Source organism: Cupriavidus basilensis, from assembly GCF_000876015.1.
Lineage (GTDB): Bacteria > Pseudomonadota > Gammaproteobacteria > Burkholderiales > Burkholderiaceae > Cupriavidus > Cupriavidus basilensis_B.
In genome coordinates this window covers 296,045-321,224 of the sequence record NZ_BBQM01000018.1, presented here as the reverse complement: position 1 = coordinate 321,224, position 25,180 = coordinate 296,045, and the positions used below count along the sequence as shown (strand labels likewise).

General features: G+C 70.3%; 19 protein-coding genes and 1 tRNA gene. 13 read left to right on the top strand and 7 right to left on the bottom strand.

Features of this window, described 5'->3' with window-relative positions; all coding sequences use genetic code 11:
* Positions 1-71: 71 nt before the first annotated feature.
* Complete coding sequence (locus tag KF708C_RS20090) at positions 72-1,016, bottom strand: bestrophin family protein (RefSeq protein ID WP_020202986.1); 945 nt, start codon at positions 1,014-1,016, stop codon at positions 72-74.
* Positions 1,017-1,406: 390 nt separating this feature from the next.
* Here KF708C_RS20090 and KF708C_RS20085 point away from each other — a divergent pair, with 390 nt between their 5' ends.
* The gene (locus KF708C_RS20085) at positions 1,407-3,026 is read left to right on the top strand and encodes a DUF342 domain-containing protein (protein WP_059413023.1); all 1,620 of its coding nucleotides are present in this window, start codon (positions 1,407-1,409) and stop codon (positions 3,024-3,026) included.
* Positions 3,027-3,426: 400 nt separating this feature from the next.
* Entirely contained in the window at positions 3,427-3,924 is a 498-nt protein-coding gene (locus tag KF708C_RS20080; RefSeq protein ID WP_020423776.1) for a response regulator transcription factor, read from the top strand.
* Positions 3,925-4,188: 264 nt separating this feature from the next.
* Here the strand turns inward: KF708C_RS20080 and KF708C_RS20075 are convergent, their stop codons facing one another.
* The 3 genes from KF708C_RS20075 to KF708C_RS20065 all read right to left on the bottom strand — a co-directional run bounded on the left by KF708C_RS20075 (position 4,189) and on the right by KF708C_RS20065 (position 6,897).
* Positions 4,189-5,091 carry a hypothetical protein gene (locus KF708C_RS20075; RefSeq protein ID WP_059413022.1) on the bottom strand — a complete coding sequence of 301 codons (903 nt, stop codon included), beginning with the start codon at positions 5,089-5,091 and terminating at the stop codon, positions 4,189-4,191.
* 361 nt (positions 5,092-5,452) lie between these two features.
* A complete protein-coding gene (locus KF708C_RS20070; protein ID WP_059413021.1) occupies positions 5,453-5,938 on the bottom strand; it encodes a hypothetical protein in 486 nt (161 codons plus the stop codon).
* Between the two features lie 584 nt (positions 5,939-6,522).
* Positions 6,523-6,897: a hypothetical protein gene (locus KF708C_RS20065; protein WP_020202991.1), complete on the bottom strand. Its 375-nt coding sequence runs from the start codon at positions 6,895-6,897 to the stop codon at positions 6,523-6,525.
* A gap of 152 nt (positions 6,898-7,049) precedes the next feature.
* On the opposite strand from KF708C_RS20065, the gene KF708C_RS20060 reads away from it, so the two are divergent.
* From KF708C_RS20060 to KF708C_RS20015, 10 genes are all read left to right on the top strand, one after another.
* A complete protein-coding gene (locus KF708C_RS20060; RefSeq protein WP_156173882.1) occupies positions 7,050-9,542 on the top strand; it encodes a TonB-dependent siderophore receptor in 2,493 nt (830 codons plus the stop codon).
* Between the two features lie 8 nt (positions 9,543-9,550).
* A complete protein-coding gene (locus tag KF708C_RS20055; protein WP_059413019.1) occupies positions 9,551-10,318 on the top strand; it encodes an energy transducer TonB in 768 nt (255 codons plus the stop codon).
* Between the two features lie 29 nt (positions 10,319-10,347).
* Positions 10,348-11,076: a MotA/TolQ/ExbB proton channel family protein gene (locus tag KF708C_RS20050; RefSeq protein WP_059413018.1), complete on the top strand. Its 729-nt coding sequence runs from the start codon at positions 10,348-10,350 to the stop codon at positions 11,074-11,076.
* Position 11,077: 1 nt separating this feature from the next.
* Positions 11,078-11,485, top strand: a complete 408-nt coding sequence (locus KF708C_RS20045) for an ExbD/TolR family protein (protein WP_020202995.1) — start codon at positions 11,078-11,080, stop codon at positions 11,483-11,485.
* Positions 11,486-11,504: 19 nt separating this feature from the next.
* Entirely contained in the window at positions 11,505-13,304 is a 1,800-nt protein-coding gene (locus KF708C_RS20040; protein ID WP_059413017.1) for an ABC transporter ATP-binding protein/permease, read from the top strand.
* 64 nt (positions 13,305-13,368) lie between these two features.
* On the top strand, positions 13,369-14,661 hold the full coding sequence (locus tag KF708C_RS34195; protein WP_082079649.1) for a thioredoxin family protein: 1,293 nt from the start codon (positions 13,369-13,371) through the stop codon (positions 14,659-14,661).
* Positions 14,662-14,762: 101 nt separating this feature from the next.
* Entirely contained in the window at positions 14,763-16,229 is a 1,467-nt protein-coding gene (tldD, locus tag KF708C_RS20030; protein ID WP_059413016.1) for a metalloprotease TldD, read from the top strand.
* A gap of 21 nt (positions 16,230-16,250) precedes the next feature.
* Positions 16,251-17,621 carry a metalloprotease PmbA gene (gene pmbA / locus KF708C_RS20025; protein WP_059413015.1) on the top strand — a complete coding sequence of 457 codons (1,371 nt, stop codon included), beginning with the start codon at positions 16,251-16,253 and terminating at the stop codon, positions 17,619-17,621.
* Between the two features lie 787 nt (positions 17,622-18,408).
* A complete protein-coding gene (locus KF708C_RS20020) occupies positions 18,409-18,912 on the top strand; it encodes an RNA polymerase sigma factor (protein WP_020203000.1) in 504 nt (167 codons plus the stop codon).
* A 45-nt stretch (positions 18,913-18,957) separates the two neighbouring features.
* Positions 18,958-19,935 (top strand): FecR family protein, encoded by a 978-nt coding sequence (locus tag KF708C_RS20015; protein WP_082079648.1) that lies wholly within the window; start codon positions 18,958-18,960, stop codon positions 19,933-19,935.
* A gap of 131 nt (positions 19,936-20,066) precedes the next feature.
* Here the strand turns inward: KF708C_RS20015 and KF708C_RS20010 are convergent.
* From KF708C_RS20010 to pepN, 3 genes are all read right to left on the bottom strand, one after another.
* Positions 20,067-20,142 (bottom strand) — tRNA-Thr (locus KF708C_RS20010).
* Positions 20,143-20,316: 174 nt separating this feature from the next.
* On the bottom strand, positions 20,317-21,333 hold the full coding sequence (locus KF708C_RS20005) for a class 1 fructose-bisphosphatase (protein ID WP_020203002.1): 1,017 nt from the start codon (positions 21,331-21,333) through the stop codon (positions 20,317-20,319).
* A gap of 135 nt (positions 21,334-21,468) precedes the next feature.
* Positions 21,469-24,168 (bottom strand): aminopeptidase N, encoded by a 2,700-nt coding sequence (gene pepN / locus KF708C_RS20000; protein ID WP_059413013.1) that lies wholly within the window; start codon positions 24,166-24,168, stop codon positions 21,469-21,471.
* A 254-nt stretch (positions 24,169-24,422) separates the two neighbouring features.
* Here pepN and KF708C_RS19995 point away from each other — a divergent pair, with 254 nt between their 5' ends.
* Positions 24,423-25,040 carry a DUF4136 domain-containing protein gene (locus KF708C_RS19995; RefSeq protein WP_059413012.1) on the top strand — a complete coding sequence of 206 codons (618 nt, stop codon included), beginning with the start codon at positions 24,423-24,425 and terminating at the stop codon, positions 25,038-25,040.
* Positions 25,041-25,180: the final 140 nt, after the last annotated feature.

Here is a 25,180-nt window from a genome sequence, read left to right as displayed (position 1 = left end):
CAAAGCGGCAGTTTACCGAAAGTCGCCCGCGCCCGGGCGGAGTGACGCCGGCGCCGCTGGCGGCGGCGCGCCTACAGCAGGCAGTAGTCCACCGGCGCCAGCGGCGGCGGCAGGTCGGTCTCGCCGAGCGCTTCCTTGATCGTGATCTCGATGGCGCGGCACATCGCGTCGAGCGGCAGGTCGTTGGGCGAGGTGCCGAACGGCTCTTCCAGCTCGTCGCCGAGCGCGTCGAGGCCGAAGAACGTGTAGGCCACCAGCCCGACCACGATCGGCGTGAGGAAGCCGGTGGTGTCGACCAGCCCGAACGGCAGCAGGAAGCAGTAGAGATAGGCGGTGCGGTGCAGCAGCAGCGTGTACGAGAACGGGATCGGCGTATTGCGGATGCGGTCGCAGGCCACCGCGGTGGCGGTCATGGCCGACAGCGTGCCGTCGATCGCCACCGCCAGGCACGGGTCCACGCGCCGCTGCCGCACGCACTGGCCCAGATCCTCGCCCATGCGCATCATCAGCAGGGCCGGGGCGTTGGTGCTGCCGGCGAGCGCCTCGTGCTCGGCGGCGGCCAGCCACGCGCGGTCGATGCCGGCATCGGCGCGGTTGCCGCGCAGGCGGTTGCGCAGCGCGCAGGCGAAGGCGATGGCGCGCAGCAGCATGCGCCGGCGCACCGCGCCGGGCTCGGCCGGCGCATGGCCCGGCGCGGCGTCGCCGAGCAGGCTCATGCACTGCCGCGCGAGGTCCTGGCTGCGCACCACCAGCTCGCCCCACAGCTTGCGTCCTTCCCAGAAGCGGTCGTAGGCGGCGGTATTGCGAAAGCCCAGGAAAATGGCCAGCGGCAGCCCGATCAGCGAGAACGGGATGGCCGTGAGCGTGACCTTGTGCTGGAAGAAGGCGCCGTGGGTGACGGTGACGGCCACGGCGAGCAGCAGGTTCACCAGCAGCACGCGCCAGATGCGCGACAGGATCGAGCCTCGCAGGACCAGGAACAGCCTGAGTCCCGATGGGCGGTCTCGCACGATCATCTGGTCTTCCCCTTTTTTGTTGCGGTGCGGCGTTGCGCGAATGGGCAGGAGTTTACCTTTTGCCCGGCCGCGAGGCTCAAGTTTTCCCCGAAACAGCCGTTGGTGTAGTGCGCGCTAGAAAGAACATAGATCAGCAGCGCGCAGTGCCTGCCATCAATCGCATGCCCGCCGCGCACGGCCAACATGGCCAAATTGGCGAACTTGGCCAGCAGAGGCTTCCTCGCCGCGAGGCGGGGGCGGGGCGGGATTGCGCAGGGCGCGGCGGTCTGGACCGCGCGCCCGCCAACGATCCATCGGGGGAAAGACGGAATGGAAAGCCGGGGAGAACACCCAGTCAGCGCCGCGGATGGCGCAACGCAAAACACAGCGGAGAATGCGGCGGAAGGCGCAATGGAAAGCGGCCTGCGGATCCGCCTCGACGAGGCCACGCGGCATGTGCATGCCGCCTTTGCCGCGGTGCCGGGCCGGATGCCGCCGGACCGCGCCGCGCTCGAGGAAGCGCTGGCCGCGGCCGGCTGGCGCGGTGCCCGGCTGGACACCGCCACGGTCGGCAATTTTCTCTCGCAATGCCAGCGCGCCACCGAAGGCGCGCCGGTGGAAGCGCTGATCGGCGAGGTGACGGACGGCTATTTCGAGATCGACGTCAGCGCCGACAGCCTGAGCGTGCGGCTCAACCTGCTGCCGGCGCAGGGCGGGCGCGACGTGACGCGCGACGCGGTGCGCGCGGCGCTGGCCGAGCGCGGCATCGTGGCCGAGGTCGATGCCGCCGCGCTGCGCGGCGCCTTCGAGGCGGGCGCCTGCGAGGGCCTGGAGATCGCCGCCGGGCGCGCGCCGCTGCCCGGCACGCCGGCGCGCTTCGAAAGCCTGCTGGCGCCGCGCAAGCCGCTGGTGGAAGAAGACGACAGCGGCCGCATCGACCTGCGCGATCTCGGCACGCTGCTGCTGGTCAACCCGGGCACGCCGCTGATGCGCCGCATCCCGGCACGCCAGGGCACGGACGGTCTCGACGTGTTCGGCAAGGTCGTACCGGCGCCCGAGGCGGAAGACCCGCCCTACGCCGACGGCCTGACCGGCGTGGTGCCAGACCCCGCCGATCCGCAGGTGATGCTGGCGGCCATCTCCGGCTCGCCCGCGCTGCTGCCGCACGGCGTGTCGGTCAGCCCGGTGGTGGACGTGGAAGCGGTGGACATGCATTCGGGCAACGTCACCTTCGACGGCACCCTGCGCGTCAACGGCGACATCAAGACCGGCATGACAGTGCGCGTGACCGGCGACGTCATCGTCAGCGGCACCATCGAGGCCGCCCACGTGGAGGCGGGCGGCGACGTGGTGGTCAAGGGCGGCATCATCGGCAAGGCCGAAGGCCCGCACCCGGCCGGCGACGGCGCGGCGGCGCTGGCGAGCGTGCGCTGCAAGGGCCGGCTGCACGCGCGCTTCATCGAGAGCGCGGTGGTCGAGGCCGGCACCGACGTCACCGTGGAAAGCGGCATCCGCCAGAGCGAGGTGGCCGCCGGAAATGCCGTGTTCGCCGGCCCCAAGGGCGGGCAGGGCAACATCACCGGCGGGCGCATCCGCGCCAAGACGATCGTGCGCACCGCCACGCTCGGCGCGACCGCCGGCACCGCCACCGTCGTGCAGGTCGGCACCAATCCCTATGCCGAGGCGGAAAAGGCCGAGGTCGAGGCGCAGCGCCGCCAGATCGACGCCGAGCAGGCCAAGGTGCAGCAGCTGGTCAGCTTCTTCGCCAAGCATCCGGAGAAGGCTTCCGGCGACCTGCGCGAGAAGGCGCGCGCCACCCTGTTCAAGCTGACGCGGGACGCCATCGGGCTGGACGCGCGGCTGGCGAAGCTGGCCGAGCAGCTGCACCCGGCGCCCGACGCGGTGATCGAGGTGAGCCGGCGCATCCACGGCGGGGTGGTCGCGCATATCGGCCAGAAGTCGCTGAAGATCATGGAAGACAAGCCGGGCGGCCAGTTCCGCATGGTCGAGGGCCGCGTCACGCTGGTCTGACCCGCGCCGGCGCCAGGGACCGCCCGCGTTGCCGGGCGGTTTTTTTTTGCGCGCCGCGCGCCCGCCCGCGTGGCCGGCTGTGGCGGTGCGGCGTTTCGCCGCGGTAGCGCGCCGGTACGTGCCGGTAGCGCGCCGGTAACGCGCCGGTAACGCGCGGCGGAACACGTTACGTGACGCGTAACACGCGGGAACGCGCCGCCATGCGCGCCATCCCGTCATCCCAGATTTTCCGATTCCCGCAGATCCTTGCCAGGCAAGGGTTTGCGGGCCGCGCCGCGCGTCCGGCCGGGCCGGCGGAACCGGCGCCGGCGCCTGGCATGTGCCTTGCGATCTCTCTGCATCATCGGGCGTCCGCCGCTGGCGCCATCCGGATCACAGAGCACAGAGCAGAGGAGCAATCATGGATATGGCACTCACCGCACGCGCCAACGTCGACAGCATCATCCCGCGCGGGCTCGCCTCGGCCCGGCCGCAGTGGCAGGGCGTGCGGCCGCAGAGGGCCGCGCACGACGCGGCGCCCGTGCGCGCGGTGGTGATCGACGAATGCGCGCTGCTGCGGCTGGGCCTGAGCCGCATGCTCGAGGCCATGCCCGGCGTCGCGCGCGTGGAAAGCGTGGACCCGGACGAGCTGCCGGGGCACGCCGGCGCCATCAGCGAGGCCGAGCTGCTGGTCTTCGGCATGCCGCAGGACGTGACCAGCGGCTGGCGCATGCTGCGCCAGTTGCGCAGCATGCTGCCGACGCAGCGCGTGCTGCTGCTCTCGGACAATATGTGGCTGCACATGCCGCCGCCGGAAATGGGCTACGGCATCTGCTGCTGCCTGCCCAAGACGGCCGCGCTGGTGACGCTCGAAGCGGCCATCGCCAGCATGCTGGAGGCGCAGGTCCTGGCGGCGTGAGGCGCGTGCCGGCGCGCCGGCACGGGCGGTAGCCGTCACGGCCACCGCCCGCGCGGCGGATTTGCGGAAATTTCTGGATACCTGTTCGGAAGCGGCTGATTGGTCGGGACCGTTCTACTGGCTACAGTAGCTTCGTACCGCTCTCTCCCCGGGGGTGGTATTCCCGATGAGGGTCCATCCCTTGGCCCTCCTTCCGTAGCGCCGCATGCTTCCGCATGCGGCGTTTTTTTTACCGCGTTCTCGCATCACGCGCGCCGGGCACGTTCAGGCCGGCGCGGCACCCGTGGCGATCTCCGCGCCGCGCGTCGCGGCGCGCCACGACGCGCGGCTGTCGCGCTCGGTCAATTCGCCGCGCATCCCGCGCATTCCGCGCACGTCGTGCGTTTCCTGCGTTTCGCGCATCTCGCGTGCATCGGCAAAGTCGGCGGCGTCGAGCCATACCGACAGGAAGGCGCCCATCGCGTCGAGCAGGGTGTCGGAGTTGATGCCGGTGGGGCCGCCCACCTTCGGGCAGATCACCAGGCGCGTGCCTTCGTGCGAGTACACGCGCAGCGTCTTCACCAGGTCGGCCGGCTGCAGGCGATGCTCCGAGCAGGGCACGCCCTGGAAGCCGAGCGCCAGCAGGAATTCCTCTTCCTCGGCCTGTCCCGTGCACAGGATCACCTTGGGCCGCATGCGGCGGCGCAGCTCGGCGATGAAGCGGAAGCGCCCGCCCTGGCGGCAGAAATCCACGTAGCGCCAGTTCGGGCTCAGGTAGGGATTGCGCCGGAAGGTCTCGATCTGCGAGAGGTCCATGTGCTGCGGCTTGGGCAGCGGGTAGAGGTTGAGCTTGAATTCCCAGCCGCCGGGCGCGTAGAGATGCCGCTCGAAATACGCATGCCAGTCCAGGGCCGGTATCGTCTCGCGCAAGGTGGCCGCGCGCGTGGCCGCCATGATGCGGGCCAGGCGCTGGTGCGTCTGCCAGCGCGGCATGTCGTGGCGATGGCGCTCGCGGAAGGCCGCGTCCCATGCCGGCGGCTCATGCGCGGGCGCCACCGCCGCGCCCGCGGCCAGCAGATGCGGCTCCTTGTCGCAAAGCCAGATCGCCGCACCGATGTTCCCGCCCTCCATGCCGGCGTATGACGAGAAATATGCGTCCAGCTCCTCGCTGCTGAAAATCGATGCCATTGGATGTCTCATTGATGCAAGCTCGCCATTCCCGCTCCCCGGTGTCTCTGCTGGACATATGGGGTTCCCGTTCTGCCGTCGGCGGCCGGCCGGGAAGCCGGCGCACGACGTTCTGCCGTCATGCATGCGCAATCGCCGTGCCACCGGCGCGGCGCGGCGTCCGCGGGCGCGCGGGCGGGCCTCGCCGCGCGCCCGCGGCCAGGCCGCAAGCCGCGCCGCGCAAGGGTTTGCGGGGAACGGGACAAGGCCGCGGACGGGCACGGCGGCGCGGCGGGCGCGCGCGCGCCGTGCCGCCGCGGCGTTACGCGTTACGTAACGCCGGCGCGGCGCGGGAACATCGCGAACGGGGCGCCGCCCGCGCCTACCAGACCCGTATCCGGATCTGCAGGGAGATGCAGCCGTCGACCTTGCCCCTGATCGTCGGCACGTAGATCAGGGTCGCGCCCACGCGGCCGTACTCGATGCCGATCACCGGCGCCGCCATCGGCGACCAGCCGCCGTTGTTGACGTCGGGATAGCCGCGTATCGCGCCGGCCGTGGCGCCGATCCGCAGCGGCCCCAGATGCAGCGGCTGCCAGGCCACCGTGGCGTAGGTCGAGTGGCGGCGCACGCTGTTGCGGTACTCGCCGGCGGACAAGGTGAAGTCCTCGCTGACGCGCACGTCTGCGCCGAACCCCCAGTTGTACGCGTTGTAGTGCGCCGCGCGCTTGAAGTGGTAGGAGAGCAGGCCCGGGTTCAGCCAGACCTGCGGCCAGACCTGCGGCCGGGCTTGCGGCGAATCCGCCGGCGCGGCCGGCGGCGATGCCGTGGGCAGCTCCGCCGCGGGCGCTGCGATGACTGGAGGCACGGCATCATCCGCGCGCGCCGGGGCTGCTGCCAGTGAGGCACATATGGCAAGCAGCGCGAGGCAACCGCGCGGAAAAAGGCAACAGCTCGCCGCGCCAGGGAATGGACAAGCATCCATGGCCGCTTCCTTTGTTCTTGTTGTGGCTGGGACCGGCGTGGCGCGCGCAAGGCGCGGGCGCGGCAATCCTGCGATACCGGCGCGGCGCCGGTTATGTGATGGCGGTCTGCATGCTGTTCCCCGGTTGCGTGGCAATCAGCGAACGCGTGCCGGGCGTGTGCCGGCCGGTTCGTCGTGTTTCCGCGGGCGGCTGGAATCGCGGCCCGTCGTTTTACTTGTCGTGTGATGCCAGTCTGGTACGCGGGCCGCGGCGATTCAATGGATCGAACGCCGTAAGCCTAAGGAAGGGCACGGCAGACGGGAGACTGTCAACGGTTCGCGCCGCCATGCCTTTGGCGGACCGGCGTGCGGGGAAAGGCGCGGGGAAGGACGCGTGAAAGGACGCGGAGAGGAGGTGAAAGCGGGGCGGGAAGGGCGCCCGCCGCCGCGCATGGATGCATCGGCGCGGCGGCGAGCGTGTCAGCGCATCAGCGCTTCCAGGCGACCGGCGCGGTGGCCGAGCATGTCGCCATCCTGCCGTACCAGTTGCGGCTGGTGGCGAGCCTGACGCGCTGCGCATCGATCGGCTCGATCTGGCGCTGCCGGCGCTCGGCGAGGTTGTTCGCCACGCTCGCGAGCATGGCCCTGCATGCCGACTCCGCGGTGCCGGTGCGCACCGTGAAGCCGGAATAGCGATGGTTGACCATCAGCGTGAAGCCGTCGGCGACGTACTCCACCGTGTACTCGGTGTCGGTGTCGTAGGTGGACATCTGCCGGCCATTGCCCGGCATGGGCGCGGGCGTGGTGGTGCAGGCCGCCGCCGCCAGGCAGGCCATCGCTGCCAGCACCTTGGTGAATTTCACAGCATGACCTCCGTGGCATTGCTCGTGGATGGAAAGGGGCGCCGGCTGGCTCGCGGGCGCGCCCTGGGGCTGGATGGTACCAAGAATCGGGAAGCGCGCACCTCACTTGTCCCGCCACTTGTCCTGCATTTGTCCCGCATTTCCCCGCCGCCTTGCGCGCCGCCCGCTCCATAGGTCGCGCCTATCGGTCTCGTTTTCCGATCAAAAAGATTTCCGGGCTCGGACGGTACCGCCGCGGCTGCCTGATCGGCTTTAGAGGTAAGGGCGCGTGCTTGCCGGCAGCGAAGCGCAATGGCGGAAAAACGAAGACAAAGGGAAAACTGCTCATGCCTTTCAGATGGAATCAGAAAACGCGGGCGTGCCATGCGCTGGGCGCGGCCCTGGCCGTGGCGAGCGCCAGCCTGTGCGCGCAGACGGCGATCAACATGCAGGCCCAGCCGTTGTCGACGGCGTTGTCGCAGCTTGCGCGGGAACGCGGCGTCAATATCCTGGCGCTCGACAATCTGGTCGCCGGCCGCGCCGCGCCGGCCGTTTCCGGCGTGATGAGCGTGCCGCAGGCGCTCGACCGGCTGCTGCAGGGCAGCGGGCTGACGGCGCAGCAGCAGGACGAGAAGACCTACGTGATCCGCGCGTTGCCGCCCGCGCGCAAGGAGCCGGCCTCCGGCGCGGGCGCCAGCGTGCTGCCGACCATCACCGTCACCGACAGCAGCGCGCCATCGGATTCGGGTTTCGTCGCGGTGGCGACCTCGACGGCCACGCGCACCGACACGCCGATCGCGGAAATTCCGCAGTCGGTCCAGGTCGTGACGGAGGACGTGCTGAAAAGCCAGCAGGTGCAGTCCGTCGGCGACGCATTGCGCAACGTCAGCGGTGTGTCGATCTCGAACGCAGGCGCCGACAGCATCGGCGGCACGCCGTACATCCGCGGCATGACGGCGGCGGTCAGCGTCAATGGCGGCATAAGTCTCGCGCGCGCGGATACCGCGCTGTCGCTGCCGGCGATCGCGCTCTCGAGCGTCGAAGTCCTGAAGGGAGCGAGCGCCATCCTGGCGGGCGCATCGGATCCCGGCGGCATCGTCAACATCAACGTCAAGCGTCCGCAGGCGGAGCCCGTGCGCGAAGCGACCCTGCAGACCGGCTCGTACGGCAACCTGATGGGCGGGCTCGACCTGGCCGGCGCATTCTCGGAGGACAAGAAGCTGATCTACCGCTTCGTCGTCTCGGGCGAGCGCAACAGCCGCGATTTCATCGGCCACGACGGCAAGCGCGATTTCTATGTGGCGCCGTCGATCGGCTGGCGCAGCGGCGGCACCGACCTGGCGGTGGGCTTCGAGCAGCATACGGGGCGGCAGCCGCCCCCCAGCTATACCTTCCCCCTGTTGAGCGGCCCGGCGCCGCTCACCGGGCTGTCGGGCCGCGTGGACGACCACATGTCCGTCAACAGCACCTCGGCGTACTACGACCTCAAGCAACAGCTGACGCCCGGGCTGACCCTGCAGAGCAAGGCGCGCTATATCGCCGACAGCTCGATCAACTCGGCCTACACGGCTTTCCCCGCCGACATGGGCACGTCCGATCCCGTGGCTGTGTACACCGGCGTTGCCAGCCGCACCAGCGTGCGTTCCTTCAATCTCGACAACAGCCTCAAGGCCCGGTTCGCCACCGGCCCGGTCCGGCATACGATGCTGGCCGGCTTTGCCTATACGACTGCGTGGACTTCGGTGAACGGCGGCTACGGAGGCATGGCGTTCGGGGCGTTCCCGATGTCCGATCTGCCGCCGCTGAGCCAGGTGGTTACTCCGCAGCCGTCTTTTACCTATTCGGAACGCACTTACCAGAACGTCTTTTATCTGCAGGATCAGCTGAAGTGGGACAGGCTCACCGTCCTGGCGAGCATCAACCACGGCCAGGCCTGGTCCAGCCTGCAGCCTTCGGTGGACGCCTGGTCGCCCGGCATCGGCTTCGTGTACCAGCTTACCGATGCGGTGGGGATCTACGCCAACGCGCTGCGCAGCTTTTCGCCGCAATCCAATATCAGGCGCGACCTCGGCAGGGCCGAGCCCATGCCGCCGCAGACCGGCCGTTCGGTGGAAGCCGGCGTCAAGCTGAACCTGCTCGATGACCGCCTCACGGGGACGCTGGCGGTGTACCGCGCCGCCAAGTACAACGTGGCGATGAGCGATCCGACGAATCCGGGCTTTTCCTTCCTGGTGCCGGGCGTCGTGAGCCGCGGCTTCGAAATGGACCTGACCGGGCGCCTGATGCCGGGCTGGAACATCATCGCCAGCTACACGTACGCCAATCAGTTGCCGACCGAGGGCAACATCAGCCAGCTGCCGCGAAGCTCCGCCAGCCTGTGGACGACCTATGACCTGCAGGGCGAGACCCTGCGCGGCTGGGGCGTCGGCGTCGGCATCTGGGCGCGCACCCGCTATCAGGCCACTGCCTTCACCGGCGAAAACCGCTCGATTCCCGGCCAGGCCCGCACCGACGCGAGCCTCTATTACCGCGACAGGCAGTGGTCGCTGACGCTCGGCGTGAAGAACCTGTTCGCCCGCACGCTGTACGGCGACTACGCCAGCCAGCAACTGGTGGAAGTCCTGCCGGGGCGCCTGGTCTACGTCACCGCGACCCACAACTTCTGAGGCGCCTCATGGAGATCTTCGTGCCCTCGCCGCCGTGGCGGGCTCGCCCGGCGCCCGATGGAAAGCCGCGGCCATCCGCGCATGCGCGCCGGCTCGGCGGCGTGGCGTTCACGCTGCTGCTGCACGGGCTGGCGCTGTTCGGCATCGCGCGATACGCGCCGCCCGCCTCGCTCGCGGCCGCCGGCCGCCCGGTCTCCGGCGCGGGGGTGCGGGTCACGCTGGTGTCGGCGCCCGCTCCGGCACCGGCGCCCGCGCCGGAAAAACCGGCACCGGCGGCCCGGCCCGCGCCGCCGCGCCAGGCCGTGCCGCGGCACGCGCCGGTGCTGGCCTCGGCGCGCTCGCAGGCGGCGCGCAGCGTGCCGGCGGAAACCGCGCCGGCCACGCCGCCCGCGCCGCCCGAAGCGGTCACGCCGACGGCCTCGCCAACGGCGCAGGCGGCGGCGCCGACCGCGCCCGCGGCGCTCAACCGCGAGCTCAACCTGCCCGGGGCCAATGCGGTCAGGGACGTCGCCCGCATCGTGTGCCATTTCGCCCAGCCCGCCTATCCGGCGGTGGCCCGGCGGCTGCGCCACGAAGGCACGGTGATCCTGCGCGTGACGATCGACGTCACCGGCAGGGCCGCCCAGGTCGAGGTCGACACCAGCAGCGGCTTCGCCGAGCTCGACGCCGCCGCGGTGCAGACCCTGCGCGCCGGCCGCTGCGATCCGTACCTCGAGAACGGCTTGCCCGCCAGCGTGCGCGCGGTGCAGACGCTGGCATTCAACCTCACCAACTGACTCCACCGGATTCCAAGGAGAACCTCGCTATGCAATACGGACTGAACGCGGTCTGGCAGCAGGGCGACGCCGTCGCGCGCGCCATCATGCTGCTGCTCATCCTCATGTCGATGCTGTCATGGGGCGTCATCTTCTACAAAGGCATGGAGCTCGTCCGCCTCAAGCGGCGCGCCACCGCCGCCGAGCGGGATTTCTGGCTGGCGGGGTCGCTCGTCGAAGCGCAGGCCTCGCTGGGGCGCGCGGGTCCGGGCAACCCTCACCTGGACCTGGTGGAGGCGGCGCAGGAGGCCTATCGCGGCCCGCACTCGGAAGAGATGATGGCGCCCGACGAATGGCTGCACCGCTGCCTGGGCATCGCGCTCGACGAACATCTCGCCCGCCTGGCGAGCGGCCTGGGCGTGCTGGCCTCGATCGGCAGCACCGCGCCGTTCATCGGGCTGTTCGGCACGGTATGGGGCATCTACCACGCGCTGATGGCGATCAGCGCGGCGGGCCAGTCGAGCCTGTCGCAGGTGGCCGGCCCGGTCGGCGAATCGCTGGTGATGACCGCCTTCGGCCTGTTCGTGGCGATCCCGGCCGTGCTCGGCTACAACACCATCGCGCGCAACAACCGCGGCGTGGCGCACAAGCTGCACCGCTTCCGCCACGAGCTCCATTCGTTCTTCGTGCGGGGCGAGCGCGGCCGGGCCAGCAAGGGGACGAACATCGCGCCGTCCTCGCGGCCCGCGCTGTCGATCATGATCCAGCAGGGGATCTGACATGGCGCCCTCGTTCGAAGAGCACGACGACGTCGTCACCGAGATCAACATGACGCCGCTGATCGACGTGATGCTGGTGCTGCTGATCGTCTTCATGGTCACGCTGCCGGCCATCACGCACGCGGTCAAGCTCGAGCTGCCGCGCGCGAGCAGCACGCCCGCCGACAACCAGCCCGAGCGCGTCGAGGTCTCGGTCGACGCGGGCGGCGCCGTCGCGTGGAACGCCCGGCCGGTCGACGAAGGCGCGCTGGCCGCCAGGCTGGCGGTGGCGGCCGGGCAGCAGCCGCAGCCGGCGCTCCAGCTTTACGCCGACCGCGCGACACCCTACGAGGCGGTCGCCGGCGTGCTCGCGGCCGCGCAGCGCGCCGGGCTCACGAACATCAATTTCGTGACGACGCCGAAGTCCTAACCCAGCCGAGAGTCCATCCGTGAAGTCCCTTTTTCGCGAATCCGGCGCGGCGCCCCGCGCGGCGGCGCCGATCGTTCCGCCCGGCGGCACCCTGCGCGCCGCCTGGCGCCTGGCGTCTCCGGTCCTGGGCACGCCGCTGCGGTGGAAGGCCGTCGCGCTGCTGGCCCTGGCCATCGGCCTGACCCTCGTCACCAACCACGTGATGGTGGCGTTCAACGCGTGGCACGGCGTGTTCATGGACGCGGTGCAGCGCTACGACGTGGCCGGCATGGGCCCCATCGCCCGCCAGCTCGCCGCCATCATGGCCGCGATCGCGGTGCTCGCCTCGCTCGACATCCTGCTGCGCTCGACGCTGGAGATCGGCGGGCGCAGATGGATGACCGAACACATGATCGACAAGTGGCTCGCGCGCGGCGCGTTCTACCGCATCGAGCGCGACCAGTTGGTCGACAACCCCGACCAGCGCATCACCCAGGATGTGGCCCAGTTCGTCTCGCTCGGCTACACGCTGACCATCGGCTTCATCGCGGCGCTGGTGAGCCTGGCGAGCTTCTCGGAGATCCTGTGGCGGAAGTCGGGGCCGATCGACTTCGTTCTCTTCGGCCACGCGGTCGTGGTGCCGGGCTATCTGTTCTGGGCCGCGGTGCTGTACGCGCTGGGCACCTCGTGCCTGGTCCACCTGGTCGGCAAGCCGATGATGCGGCTCAATTTCGCCAAGGAGCGGGCCGAGGCCGATTTCCGCTTCATGATGACGGGCGTGCGGGAGCACGCCGAGCAGATCGCGCTGTATCGTGGCTCGCGGACCGAAAGCCAGCGGCTGCGCCGCGGCTTCGACGCCGTGTGGCGCAACGCATGGCAGATCGTCCGCTTCGACGTGCGCTTCACCCCGCTCAACGTCGTGCTGCTGCACATCTCCGTGTTCGTGCCGACGTTCATCGTGCTGCCGCGCTACCTGTCGCACGCGATCACGCTCGGCGACATGAGCATGATGGGCTCCGCGTTCACCACGCTGGTGATCACGCTCTCCTGGTTCATCGCGAACTACCAGAGCCTGCAGAACTTCCGCGTCATCGTCTCGCGCCTGGACGGACTCGAGCGGGCCACCGGCGCGGCGGACGACGCGCCGCGCCGACCGGCCATCGCGCACGCGGCCACGGCCGGGCAGCGGCTGGGCGCCGCCGGCCTGACGCTGGCCACGCCCGGGGGACGCATCCTCGCCCGCGATCTTTCGTTCGAGCTGGCGCCCGGCGAGCGCTGGCTGGTGCGCGGGCCGTCCGGCGCGGGCAAGAGCACGCTGATGCGCGCGCTGGCCGGCATCTGGCCCTACGGCGGCGGCACCGTCACGATGCCCGGCGGCGCGAAGATCCTGTTCCTGTCGCAGAAGAACTACCTGCCGGCCGGCACGCTCAAGGCGGCGCTGTGCTATCCCTCGGCCGAGGACGCCTTCCCCAACGCCGTGTGCCGCCAGGTGCTGGTCGATTGCCAGCTCGGGCAGTACTGCGGCCAACTGGAAGAATCCGCGCCCTGGGGCCACCGGCTGTCGCCGGGCGAGCAGCAGCGCCTGGCGATCGCGCGCGCGCTGCTGCAGCGGCCCGACTACCTGCTGATGGACGAGTCGACCAGCGCGCTCGACCCGGATACCGAACGCCATCTCTACAACCTGCTCGTGCAGCGCTTGCCGGACACGGCGCTGTTCAGCATTTCGCACCACGCGACGCTCGGCGCGTTCCACACGCACGTGCTGCATGTGCAGGACAGCCTGTCCGCGCAGGGACCCGCCGCGCGGACCGGTTCCGCCGTTTCCATGCTGTCCGTCTGATGTCCGTCCGGCGTCTGTCCGGCGGCCATCCGGCGTTTCTCCGAACCAAAGGAAGCCATTGATCATGAGTGCTTTGATCCTCAATACCACCGACGCGACCTTCGAGCAGGATGTCCTGCAGTCGGAGCCTCCCGTGCTGCTCGATTTCTGGGCGCCCTGGTGCGCTCCCTGCAAGGCGCTCAACCCCATGCTGGAGCGCCTTGCCGGCCAGTACGCCGGCAGCATCCGGATCGTCAAGCTGAACATCGACGAAAACCCCGAAACCGCGAGGCGGTTCGGCATCCGCAGCATCCCGAGGCTGATGTTGTTCGGGCAGGGCGAACTGCGCATGCCGCACGTCGCGCATTCGCAGGCCGGCCTCAAGGTGCTGTTCGACGACCTCACGAAGGCCGTGCCCGCAGCCGCGGCGCCGGCGGCTGCGGCCGTGCCGAGCTTCGGCGGCGATCCCGCGCTCAAGGCGGACTATCTGCGGCGCCTGCGGGCGGCGGTGTTCGACACCGACAACCTTCCCGCCGACAGCGCGGCGACGCGCGCCGGCGCGTTCGCCGGCACCACCGGCGGCCCGCACACGCTGGGCAGCCTGCTCAACGGGCTGTGGTGGGTCGTCCGGGAGCCGGAAGACGGTGCGCCGGCCCACGACTGGGTGGTCGATTTCGTGGAAGGCATCCCGGTCGGCATCGACCTGGCCCGCGTCTCGCTCGTGCTGGCGGACTGGCTGCTGCACGACCCCGGCATCGGCAGCGCGCGCAACGCGCCGACCGAGGCCGCGCGCGCGCTGTGCGAGCGGCTGGCCGCGTTCCACCGGCGCGAACTGGACGGCGAGCCGGCCACGGAGCAGGAATGGTCGGTGCTGCTGCGCGACGTGGTCGCGCTCGCGCCGCCGCCGTTCGATCCCGATGCCGGCGGCGAGCTGCCCGACTGGTCGCCCGAGCAGGGGTTCCTGGTCAACTTCGAGCGCACGACGATGGCGCTGGCGGAGTGCGACATCTCCGCGCTGTTCTTCGCGTCGTACAGCCGCGCCCTGACCGCCGAGATGGCGCGCCTCGGCTGCTGGGGCGGCGAGGACCAGAAGCAGATGCAGTCCGTCTACGAGGCAACGTGGAAGGGGCTGTCGTCCACGCTCGGCGAGCGCCCCGCCGACGGCGACGCCGAAGCGCTGGCGCGATGGGAAGCGCGCAGGCAGGCGCTGCGCGAGCAGGTGCGGCCGACCGTGCGCAAGACCCATCCGGCGCTGCAGGCGCGCCTGGAGGCATGGGAGGCGGTGCAGCAGGCCAATGGCAGCCGCCTGGCCAATCTCGTCGGCGCCCGCTTCAAGGCGCTGTGCGCGGCGGCGCCCGTGATGGCAGCCGCCGACTGAAGACCGACCGGCTGCCAGCGAGGCGCCGAAGACCGGCGACGGACCGCCGCGCGAGCCATGCCGCGGCGCCTCGCCATGCCAGCCAACACCACCTGTTCACCATGCATATCCCCGAACCCGGCATCCGCCACCTCGCGCTCGCGCAGGACATCCTGCTGGCGCCATACGGCCACGACGAAACCCTGCTCACCGGGACGCTCGCCGACATTTTCACGCACCAGGTCGACTACGCCGACCTCTATTTCCAGTCCACCCGCAGCGAGGCGTGGAGCCTCGAGGACGGCATCGTCAAGTCGGGCAGCTTCAGCATCGACCAGGGCGTCGGCGTGCGCGCGGTGGTCGGCGAGCGCACCGCGTTCGCCTACTCCGACGACCTCTCGCCGGAAGCGATCCGCGAGGCCGCCGCCACCACCAGGGCGATCACCCGCGCCGGCGGCGGCAGCCGGAAGATCGCGGCGGCGCCGGCGCTCCGGCGCGCGGCGGGCCGCGACCTGTACCGGCCCGCCGATCCGCTGGCGTCGCTCGACGCCACCGCGAAGGTGAAGCTGCTCGAGCGCGTCGAGCGGATGGCCCGCGCGCGCGACCCGCGCGTCAGGCAGGTGATGGCCAGCCTGACCGGCACCTACGACGTGGTGCTGGTGGCGCGCAGCGACGGCGTGCTCGGCGCCGACGTCCGCCCGCTCGTGCGGCTCTCGGTCACGGTGATCGCCGAGCAGAACGGCCGGCGCGGAGAAGGCGCGGGCGGCGGCGGCGGCCGCACCGACTACGGCGGCTTCACCGACGCGGTGCTGGCGCGCTACGTCGGCGAGGCGGTGGACACCGCGCTGGTCAACCTGGAGGCGCGCGCCGCGCCGGCGGGCGTGATGACCGTGGTGCTCGGGCCGGGCCTGCCCGGCGTGCTGCTGCACGAAGCGATCGGCCACGGCCTGGAGGGCGACTTCATCCGCAAGGGCTCGTCGGTGTTCGCCGGCCGGCTCGGCGAGCAGGTCGCGGCCCGGGGCGTCACCGTGGTCGACGACGGCACGCTGCCGGGCCATCGCGGCTCGCTCAACATCGACGACGAAGGCAACCCGACCCAGTGCACGACGCTGATCGAGGACGGCATCCTGACGGGGTACATCCAGGACACCCTGAGCGCGCGCCTGAACGGCATGCCGGTGACGGGCAACGCGCGCCGCGAGTCGTACTCGGCGCTGCCGATGCCGCGCATGACCAACACCTACATGCGCAACGGCGACAAGGACCCGCGCGAGATCGTCGAATCCGTGAAGCATGGCCTGTACGCATGCAAGTTCGGCGGCGGCGAGGTCGACATCACGAACGGCAATTTCGTGTTCTCCGCCTCCGAGGCCTACCTGATCGAAGACGGCAGGATCACGCACCCGGTGAAGGGCGCCACGCTGATCGGCAGCGGGCCGGAATCGCTCAAGTACGTCAGCATGATCGGCAACGACATGGCGCTCGACGCGGGCGTCGGCAACTGCGGGAAGATGGGGCAGAGCGTGCCGGTGGGGCTCGGCCAGCCGACCTTGCGGATCGACCGGATGACGGTCGGCGGAACCAACTGAAGCATCGACGGATACATGACAATGGCTGTTACTTCCGATACGCGGGCGCGGCATTTCGCGCACACGCAGGACCAACTGAAAGACATGGCGGCGGACATTCTCCGCCACGCCAGGGCGCTCGGCGCGACCGACGCGGCCACCGAGATTTCCGAAGGCGACGGCCTGTCGGTGTCGGTGCGCCGCGGGGACGTCGAGACCGTCAAGCGCAGCCGCGACAAGACCGCCGGCGTCACCGTCTTCATCGGCAAGCGGCGCGGCGCCGCCAGCACCTCGGACTTCTCGCCGGCGGCGCTCAGGGATACCGTCGCGGCCGCGTGCAACATCGCGCGCTTCACGGCCGACGACGACGCGGCAAGCCTGGCCGACCCCGACCTGCTCGAGACCGCGCCGCGCGACCTCGACCTGTACCACCCGTGGCCGCTTTCCGCCGACGACGCGGTGGCAGTCGCCCGCCGCGCGGAAGCGGCGGCGTTCGCCGCCGGCGCGCAGGTGCGCAACTCGGACGGCGCGAGCGTGTCGGCCCGCCACTGGCAGTTCGTGCGCGCGACCTCGCAGGGCTTCGCCGGCGGCTATCCGCATTCGCAGCACTACATCGCGTGCGCGCCGATCGCGGGCAGTGGCGCCGACATGCAGCGCGGCAACTGGTACACCGTGCAGCGCAGCGCGGACGATCTCGCGTCGCCGGAGTCGGTCGGCCGCCGCGCCGCGCAGCGGGCGCTGGCGCGCATGGGCGCGCGCCGTCTCGACACCTGCAAGGTGCCGGTGCTGTTCGAGGCCGCGCTGGCGGCGGACCTGCTTGGCGTGTTCGCCCACGCGGCCAGCGGCGGCATGCTGTACCGCAGGTCGTCGTTTCTCGCCGACAGCCTCGGCAAGCCGGTGTTCGCGCCGCACGTGCAGATCGCCGAGGACGCGCACCTGCAGCGCGCGCTGGGCAGCGCGCCGTTCGACGCCGAGGGCGTGCGCACGCATGCGCGCAGCCTCGTGAAGGACGGCGTGGTGGAGGGCTATTTCCTGTCGACCTATTCGGCGCGCCGGCTCGGCATGCGCAGCACCGGCAACGCCAGCGGCCCGCACAACCTCGCGCTGCGCAGCGCCCGCACCCGCGGCGGCGACGATTTCGGCGCGATGCTCAAGACGATGGGCACGGGCCTGCTGCTGACGGAGCTGATGGGCAACGGCATCAACTACGTGACCGGCGACTATTCGCATGGCGCGGCCGGGTTCTGGGTCGAGAACGGCGCGATCCAGTATCCGGTCGAGGGGATCACGGTGGCCAGCACGCTGCAGGACATGTTCCGCAACATCGTCGCGGTCGGCGCCGATGCGATCGTGCGCGGGACCAACGAATCCGGCTCGGTGCTGATCGAGCAGATGACGATCGCCGGCAAGTAAGCCGCGGCCTGCCGGCCGCTCCCATGCCTGTGTCCGGCGCGCGTACGATGCCGGGCACAGGCGCCGCACATCGCCGCCGACGCGCGGCAACCGTCCCGAGTCCCCACGCAGGCCTGTCCCGATGCCGCCGCCTTCGCGGGCGAAGGCACGCCGTCATGCCACGTTCCGCATGCGCGCTCCGCATTTTTTTTCGACGTCATCGCGGCGAGTTTCGCGGCCTGCCAGCCGCCGGAGCGGGGCCGGTTTCACGATGGTTCCCGCGCTGCACCGCCTTGGTGTGGATGGCCGCCGAACGGCCGCGCGCTGCTGCATGCCGGTGCAGCCGAAGCGCGCGAAAACGCGGGGCGCGCTGCCGGCGCGAGCCCGTCCTCGCGCATCGCGCGCCGCCGCGAAAACCGCGATCGCGCGGCAACCTGGCCTGACGTGCCCGTGACTGCGCAGCCGGGCGCAACCGCGGGCAAGAAAGGCCGCTTCGCCGCGCATTTCATTGCGCATGCGCGTCGCGCGGCGCCGCTGCGGCGGCACGCTGGCACGGCAGTTGCAATGAAGAAACCGGGAGCCCGGTGCCGCCATGCATGCCGGACCGGAACGAAGAAAAGGGAGAGAAAAACCATGAAGAAGTCGGCCCCCGCAGCCGGTGCCAGCGCGCTCGCGCCTGGCGCGCTTGCATCCCCGTCCCGATGAGCGCCGGTCGCCGCCCGGCGCCGGGCGCGATGGATTGCCGCGGCGGTCCCGACAACATCGTCCGCGCGGGAATGCCGCCGCGCGCGCCTGGAGCCGCGTGACCATGAATTTCGTCGATGAACTGGTGAACGGCTATCAGGAACTGGTGCGCATCCTGTCGCGCGAGCTCAACGTGGACGATGCCCGCGACGTGGCGCAATCCTCGTTCGAGCGCGCGCTGGTCTACGGGCAGACGCATCAGGTGGCGTCTCCGCGCGGCCTGCTGTTCCGCATCGCGCAGGGGTTGCGGATCGATCATGTGCGGCGGCGTTCACGTGTATTGTGGGAATCGTTTCATGCATCCAGCGAGGAGGGCGACGACGACTTCGACCGGTATGGCCACGTCGAAGTAGGCCCGGAGCAGGAAGCCGTGAGTCAGCAGACACTGCGGAAACTGTGCGAAGTGCTGGACGGACTGCCGCCCCGTTGCCGCGAAGCGTTCGTCCTGTGTAAACTTCATGGCCTATCCTATGACGAAGCCGCCGCCGAAATGGGCATCAGTGCCGCCGTCGTGCACAAGTACCTGATCCAGGCGATGCGGGCCTGCCGTGGCGCGACGCAATCATAACGAGCGGCTTCGTTTCCTTCACGCCAGTCGTCCAGACATGCCGACATGCCGTTAACTCCGTCCGAGCAGGACTATGCCGAAAGCCTCCTCGTGTCCGCCCAGTTCGGCGACACGGCGCAGAGCGCATCGGCCAGGGCCGCTCTGGATGACTGGACCCGCCAGAGCGGCGAGCGCCAGGCCTACGTGCGCCAGCTCGAAGCGGCCGACCGCTCGCTGGACCGGAACCTGTCCGACCTCAAGGTCCGCTATGCCCGGCACGTCGAGCCCACCCCCGCGCCGCGGCTCGCGCCGGCGCGCACGCTGCGCTGGCACCGCTCGCCCGCCACGTACCTGCTGGCCGCCGGCCTCGCGGCCTCGGTGCTGTGGACGGTCAATCCCGTGCTGTCCCGGCAGGAAGCCTCGTCCGCGATCGGGCAGCAGCGCACCATCGACCTCGACGACGGCAGCGCGGTGCTGCTGAACACCAACACCGCCGGCCGCTTCGTCAACCGCCTGCGCTCGCGCGAATGGACGCTGGAGCGCGGCGAGGCGCTGTTCTCGGTCAGGCACAGCCAGTGGCGCCCGTTCCACGTGTTCGCGGACGCGATCGACATCCGCGACATCGGCACGCGCTTCAGCGTGCGCAGGCTGGCCGGCGGCGTCAGCGTGGCGGTGCTGGAAGGGCGCGTCGAGGTCAGCGCGGCCGGCGCCGCCGCGCCGGCCGAACTGGGGCCGAGCGAGGCGGTGCGGGTCGACGGCTCGGTGCTCACCAGCCTCGACCCGAAATCGTTCGATACGCTGGTGAGCTGGAAGGACCGGCGCCTCGACTTCAACGGCACCGCGCTGACCGACGTCGTCAGCGAACTCCAGCGCTACCGCGCCGCGCCCATCGTGCTGGCCGACGCGCGCGCCGGCAAGGTCCAGATCACCGGCGGCTTCTCCAGCGCCGACCCGGACCACCTGCTCGACATGCTGCCCGTGGTCGCCCCGGTGGCCGTGTCGCGCAAGCAGGACGGCACGGTGGTCATTTCTTCGCGGCGGTAGCGCGCGTGGCCGGGGAGGAAGGCGAGGCGGCGCCATGCGCAGGAGGTCTTTCCGGCGGGCAACAAAAAACCCGGAGAGCCGTGGGCTGTCCGGGTTTTCCGCATGCCGCCGGGTGGCGGCAAGAATTCTTGTGGTGCCGAAGAGAGGAATCGAACCCCCGACCTTCTCATTACGAATGAGCTGCTCTACCGACTGAGCTACTTCGGCCTCACCATCCGTGAAACAACTACTGGATGAAGCCCGCAATAATAGCAACGTTTTCTGGGGATGGGAAGTCCCTGCCGCAAAAAATTCGCGCCTTCGCGAGCACGTTGCGGCACGGCCGGCGGCGGAAAAAAGGGACGTCCGCGGACGTCCCTTTTTCGTGGCCAGCCGCGACTGTCAGCCGGCGGCCTGCTCTTCCTGGTGGTAGCGCGTGACGCGCTCCACCTCGTTCTTCGAGCCGAGGATCACCGACACGCGCTGGTGCAGCTTTTCCGGCTGGATCTCCAGGATGCGCTGCTGGCCGTTGGTGGCGGCGCCGCCGGCCTGCTCGACCAGCATGGCCATCGGGTTGGCTTCGTACATCAGGCGCAGCTTGCCGGGTTTTTCCGGCTCGCGCTTGTCCCACGGGTACATGAAGATGCCGCCGCGCGTGAGGATGCGGTGCACGTCGGCCACCATCGAGGCGATCCAGCGCATGTTGAAGTTCTTGCCGCGCGGGCCTTCGTCGCCGGCCAGGCATTCGTCGATGTAGCGGCGCACGGGCGGGGCCCAGTGGCGCATGTTGGACATGTTGATGGCGAATTCCCTGGTGTCCTCGGGAATCGTCACGTCCGACTGGGTGAGCACGAAGCTGCCCGCTTCGCGGTCCAGCGTGAACATGTGCACGCCGTTGCCGACGGTCAGCACCAGCGTGGTCTGCGGGCCGTACACGGCGTAGCCGGCGGCGACCTGGTGGGTGCCGGGCTGCAGGAAGTCGGCGTCGGTCACGGTCTGGCCCGGCTTGGGCATGTGCAGCACGGAGAAGATGGTGCCGATCGAGACGTTGACGTCGATGTTGGACGAGCCGTCGAGCGGGTCGAACATCAGCAGGTATTCGCCCTTGGGATAGCGGTTGGGGATCTCGTAGAAGCTGTCCATCTCCTCCGAGGCCATCGCGGCGAGGTGGCCGCCCCATTCGTTGGCGTCGAGCAGGACTTCGTTGGCGATCACGTCCAGCTTCTGCTGGGTCTCGCCCTGCACGTTGCCGGTGCCGGCCGAGCCGAGGATGCCGGCCAGGGCGCCCTTGCTGACGGAGTTGGAAATGGCCTTGCAGGCGCGCGCCACGACCTCGATCAGCAGCCGCAACTCGGGCTGGATCGTGTTGTGTTTGCGCTGCTCCTCGACCAGGTAGCGGGTGAGGCTGATGCGACTCATGCGATTTCTCCTTGAATGGGCGCAATTCTACATGGGGCGCATGGCGCGCAGGCCGCCCGCGCGGGGGGATCGGCGCGGGCCGCCCGCGCGCGGACGGCCCGCCGGGGCGGCGCTTGCGGCGCTTGCCTACGACATTTACGGCGCCAGCGCCTTGCCCACGATCTCGCGCACGTCGCGCGACAGGTCGCGGGCGGCGGCCACCTGTTCCAGCGCGGCGCGCATGCGCTCGCGCAGCGGCAGCGCGTATTTCTGCCAGCGGTCCATCACGCGCGCCAGGCGCGAGGCGACCTGCGGGTTGATGGCGTCGAGCGCCAGCACCTGCTCGGCCCAGAACGCGTAGCCGGAGCCGTCCGCGGCGTGGAACTGGGCCGGGTTGGCGGCGCAGAAGCTGAAGATCAGCGAGCGCGCGCGGTTGGGGTTGCGCAGGTTGAAGGCCGGGTGCGTCATCAGCGCGCGCACGGTGTCGATGGTGTGCTTGCCGGCGTGGCCGGTGTCGCGCGGCTCCACCGTGCCGCGCTGCATGCCTTGCAGCGAGAACCATTTGTCGATCACCAGCGCGTCGTGCTCGAAGCGCTGGTAGAAATCGGCCAGCGCGGCTTCGCGCCCCGGGGCGAAGCTGTTGACCAGCGCGGCCAGCGCGGCGAAGCGGTCGGTCATGTTGTCGGCCGCGTGGTACTGCGCCTCGGCCAGCGCCTGCATGGCGGCGTCGCCGCTGTCGGCGAGGTAGCCCAGCGCCAGGTTGCGCAGCGCGCGCTTGCCGGCGGAGACGGCGTCGGGGCTGTACTCGCCGGGCGTGGCGTTGGCGTGGTAGGCGGCCAGCCAGTCGGCCTGGAGCTGGCGCGCCAGCGCTTCGCGCATGAACTGGCGCGCGCGGTGGATGGCGGCCGGGTCGGCCACGCCCATGCGCTCGGCCAGGTAGCCTTCGGCCGGCAGCGTGAGCGCCTGCTCGCGGAAGGCGGGGCTGAGCTGCCCGTCGTTGAGCACGGTGCGCAGCGCCGCCACCAGCGCCGGGTCGAGCCTGAGCTCGCGTGCGGCCTGCGCGTCCGACACCAGTTGCAGCAGGGCGCGCGTGGCCAGGCGCTGGCCGGCTTCCCAGCGGTTGAACGGGTCGCTGTCGTGGGCCAGCAGGAAGGTGAGCTGGGCTTCGCTGTAGTCGGCGTCGACGATCACCGGCGCGGAGAAGTCGCGCAGCAGCGACGGCAGCGGCGGCGCCTCGCCGCGCGGCAGGTTGACGAAGCGGAAGCTTTGCTCGGCCTCGGTGAAGTCGAGCACGCGCGTGGTGGCGCCGGGCCGGCTCTCGCCTTCGAGCTGCAGCGGCAGGTCGCGGCCGCCGGCGTCGATGAGGCCCAGCGCGAACGGGATGTGGAACGGCAGCTTGTCCGGCGTGCCGGGGCGCGTCTCGATGCCGACCTTGGGGCAGTGCTGCGCGAGCGTGAGCGTGAGGCTGCCTTCATCGCCGTTCCAGGCGGTGCGCACGCTCACCACCGGCGTGCCGGCCTGGCTGTACCAGCGGCCGAACTGGCCCAGGTCGCGCCCGTTGGCGTCGGCCATCGCGGCGCGGAAGTCGTCGCAGGTCACGGCCTGGCCGTCATGGCGCTGGAAGTACAGGTCCATGCCCTTGCGGAAGCCGGCGCGGCCCAGCAGGGTCTGGTACATGCGCACCACCTCGGCGCCTTTCTCGTAGACCGTGACGGTGTAGAAGTTGTTGATCTCCTCGTAGCTGTCCGGGCGCACCGGGTGCGCCATCGGGCCGGCGTCCTCGGGGAACTGCACCTGGCGCAGCACGCGCACGTCCTCGATGCGCTTGACCGCGCGGCCCGACTCGGAGCCCATCATGTCGGCCGAGAATTCCTGGTCGCGGAACACGGTCAGGCCTTCCTTGAGCGAGAGTTGGAACCAGTCGCGGCAGGTCACGCGGTTGCCGGTCCAGTTGTGGAAGTACTCGTGGCCGACCACCGATTCGATGTTGCCGAAGTCGGCGTCGGTGGCGGTCTGCGCGTTGGCCAGCACGTACTTGGTGTTGAAGATGTTGAGGCCCTTGTTCTCCATCGCGCCCATGTTGAAGTCGCCCACGGCGACGATCATGAAGCGGTCGAGGTCGAGCTCCAGGCCGAAGCGCCGCTCGTCCCAGCGGATCGAATGGATCAGCGAGTCCATCGCGTGGCGCGTCTTGGGCAGGTCCTGCGGCTCCACCCAGACCTGCAGCAGCTTTTCCTTGCCGGAGGCCGCGGTGATGCGTTCCTCGATGCGCTCTAGCTTGCCGGCCACCAGCGCGAACAGGTAGGACGGCTTCTTGAACGGGTCTTCCCACACCGCTTCGTGCCGCCCGCCGGGCAGCTCGCGCTCGCCGACCAGGTTGCCGTTGGACAGCAGCACCGGGTAGGCCGCGCGCTCGGCGCGCAGCGTCACGCGGAAGACGGACATCACGTCCGGGCGGTCCAGGTAGTAGGTGATCTTGCGAAAGCCCTCGGCCTCGCACTGGGTGAAGAAATTGCCGTTGGAGACGTAGAGGCCGGACAGCGAGGTGTTGGCGGCTGGCTGGCAGGCGGTGACGATCTCCAGCGTGCCGTGCGCGGGCAGCTCGGGCAAGGTGAGGGTGCCGGCCTCCTGGCGGGCATCGCCGAGCGGGCGGCCGTCGAGGCTGACGCTGACCAGCTCGAGTTCTTCGCCGGCCAGCACCAGCGGGCCGGGCGCCTGGCGCCGGAAGCGGAGCGTGTTGGTCACCACCGTGCGCGCCGGGTCGAGTTCGAGCACGAGGTCGACGTGCTCAAAAGCGAAGGCCGGCGGAGTATAGTCTTTGCGGTGGACGGTAACGGGCGTGTCGGTGCGCAGCATGAAAGAATCCTGTCCTCTGAAGGCCACATGAGCGGCATGGGCGGCATGGGCGCCATGCGGGGAAACCGGCGCGGCGGGCGAAAGGCCCAGCGGCCGCGCCGGCATGGCGCTGAAGAACCCATTGTAGCCAAGCGCGCCCCGGCCGGACATGCCAAGTACGGAAGAACAATCTTGCGAGGGGCATCATGACAAGACAAGGAGTGGCCGGCGCATGGGCGCGGCTGGCGGGTGGGGGCGCGCGGCGCGCCAGGGCGATGGCCGGCGCGGCGCTGCTGGGCGCGGCGCTGCTGTCGGGCTGCGCCAGCACCGTCACCACGGAAGTGACCGCCTTCCGCCAGGGCAACTGGCAGAACGACCCGCCGCGCACCTACGCCTTCGACCGCGCGCCGGGCCAGGACGCCCAGCTCGAGGAGCAGACCTACGAGCAGTGGCTGGCGCAGACGCTGTCCGGCGTCGGCTTCGAGCAGGTGGCGCGGCCGCGGGCGCGCTACCTGGTCAGCATGGAGTACGACAGCAACCAGCGCCTGATGCGCGTGCAGGAGACCACCTATCCCGATCCGTGGTACGGCGGCCCGTACTGGGGTCCCTACTGGGGACCGTACTACCGCCCGTGGGGCTGGGGCGGCCCGGGCTACTGGCCGCCGGTCACGACCGTGCGCGACGTGCCGGTGACGCTGTCCATGCTGCGCGTGGTCTTCAAGGAGGCGGCCAGCGGCAAGAAGGTCTACCAGGTCAGCGCGTATCACCGCGGCGAGGGCTCGTCGCTGCAGGCGGCCATGCCCTACCTGATCCGCAGCGCCTTCACGCAGTTCCCAGCCGAGAGCGGCCGGCCCCATCGCGTGACCCTGCCGCTGGAGCCGGGCGACAAGTGAGGCGAGGGCATTGCCCCCGCCGCGGTAAAAACTGAATTGCCCGGCGCGGGGCCCGCAAGCCCTGCCCGCGCCGGTGGCGGGGGCTTCGCGCCGCGCCTGCCTGAGCTAGAATGACGGCTCGATTTTTCGGCCCGAAAGGC